The organism is Neisseria sp. P0021.S005 (assembly GCF_051956955.1).
The window spans coordinates 1-1,557 of record NZ_JBQCWY010000704.1 but is presented as its reverse complement, the minus strand read 5'-3'; the positions used below and the strand labels follow the sequence as shown (position 1 = coordinate 1,557).

Annotated in this window: 2 protein-coding genes; both read left to right on the top strand. The window is 49.3% G+C overall.

Going from position 1 to position 1,557, the window contains the following annotated elements; all coding sequences use genetic code 11:
* Positions 1-866: cbb3-type cytochrome c oxidase subunit I (locus tag ACTHUE_RS18515; protein ID WP_440424139.1), on the top strand; the 866-nt coding region annotated here is incomplete at its 5' end.
* Between the two features lie 24 nt (positions 867-890).
* Positions 891-1,502, top strand: coding sequence for a cytochrome-c oxidase, cbb3-type subunit II (ccoO, locus tag ACTHUE_RS18510; protein WP_063075589.1), 612 nt, complete (start codon positions 891-893; stop codon positions 1,500-1,502).
* Positions 1,503-1,557: the final 55 nt, after the last annotated feature.

Genomic DNA, 1,557 nt, shown 5'->3' with positions numbered 1-1,557 from the left:
CGGTTTACGCAGGTGCGATTGATGCGATGGTTCAATGGTGGTACGGCCACAATGCGGTGGGCTTTTTCCTGACAGCCGGCTTCTTGGGTATGATGTACTATTTCGTACCAAAACAAGCAGGCCGTCCTATTTACTCTTACCGCTTGTCCGTTGTTCACTTCTGGGCTTTGATTTTCACTTATATGTGGGCTGGTTCACACCACTTGCACTACACCGCATTGCCTGACTGGACTCAATCTTTGGGTATGGTATTGTCTTTGATCCTGTTCGCACCTTCTTGGGGCGGTATGATCAACGGTATCATGACTCTGTCTGGTGCATGGGACAAACTGCGTACCGACCCGATTTTGAAATTCTTGATCGTATCTCTGTCCTTCTACGGTATGTCTACCTTCGAAGGCCCGATGATGTCTATCAAAACAGTTAACGCTCTGAGCCACTATACTGACTGGACTGTTGCGCACGTTCATGCCGGTGCATTGGGTTGGGTAGGCTTCGTAACCATCGGTTCCGTTTACTACATGATCCCACGCCTCTTCGGTAAAAACGAAATGTACAGCACCAAATTGGTTGAAGCGCATTTCTGGATTGCAACCATCGGTGTGGTTCTGTATATCGCCGCGATGTGGATTGCCGGTGTGATGCAAGGCCTGATGTGGGGTTCTTTGAACGAAGACGGCACACTGACTTATTCCTTTGTCGAATCTGTAAAACGTACCATGCCTTACTACATGATTCGTTTCACCGGCGGTCTTCTGTACCTGAGCGGTATGTGCATCATGGCATATAACGTTTACCGTACTGCTATCAGTGGTAAAGCGGTTGATGCTGAGATTCCTGCGGTTTCTCAAACCCAACACCACTAATAATAAGAAAGATAGGCTACCAAAATGAAATTGCAACAATTAGCTGAAGAAAAAGTTGGTGTACTGATTGTATTCACCCTGCTTGTAGTCAGCGTCGGCCTTCTGATCGAGGCTGTCCCGCTGTTCTTCTCCAAGGCAGTTACTGAACCTGCGCCAGGCGTGAAACCATACAACGCCTTGCAAGTGGCCGGTCGTGATATTTACGTACGCGAAGGCTGCTACAACTGCCACTCTCAAATGATTCGTCCATTCCGTGCAGAAACTGAACGTTACGGCCACTACTCCGTTGCCGGTGAGTCTGTTTATGACCATCCGTTCCAATGGGGTTCTAAACGTACCGGTCCGGATTTGGCTCGTGTCGGTGGTCGCTATTCTGATGAGTGGCACCGCATCCACCTGCTGAACCCGCGCGACGTTGTGCCGGAGTCCAATATGCCTGCATTTCCATGGCTCGCACGCAATAAAGTCGATGCCGAGGCAACTGTGGCGCATATGAAAGCCCTGCGTAAAGTGGGTACACCTTACAGCGATGAAGAAATTGCCAAAGCACCTGAAATGCTGGCCAACAAATCAGAGCTGGACGCTGTTATCGCCTATCTGCAAGGCTTGGGCTTGGCATTGAAAAACGTAAGGTAACATCATGGACGCTAACTGGGCTCGCTCGCTCTTTACTGTTTGGGTATTTATCAGC

What these genes read in the sequence shown, in the direction of transcription:
- ccoO (WP_063075589.1), top strand. Translation starts at nt 891, where the DNA reads ATGAAATTGCAACAATTAGCTGAAGAAAAAGTTGGTGTACTGATTGTA.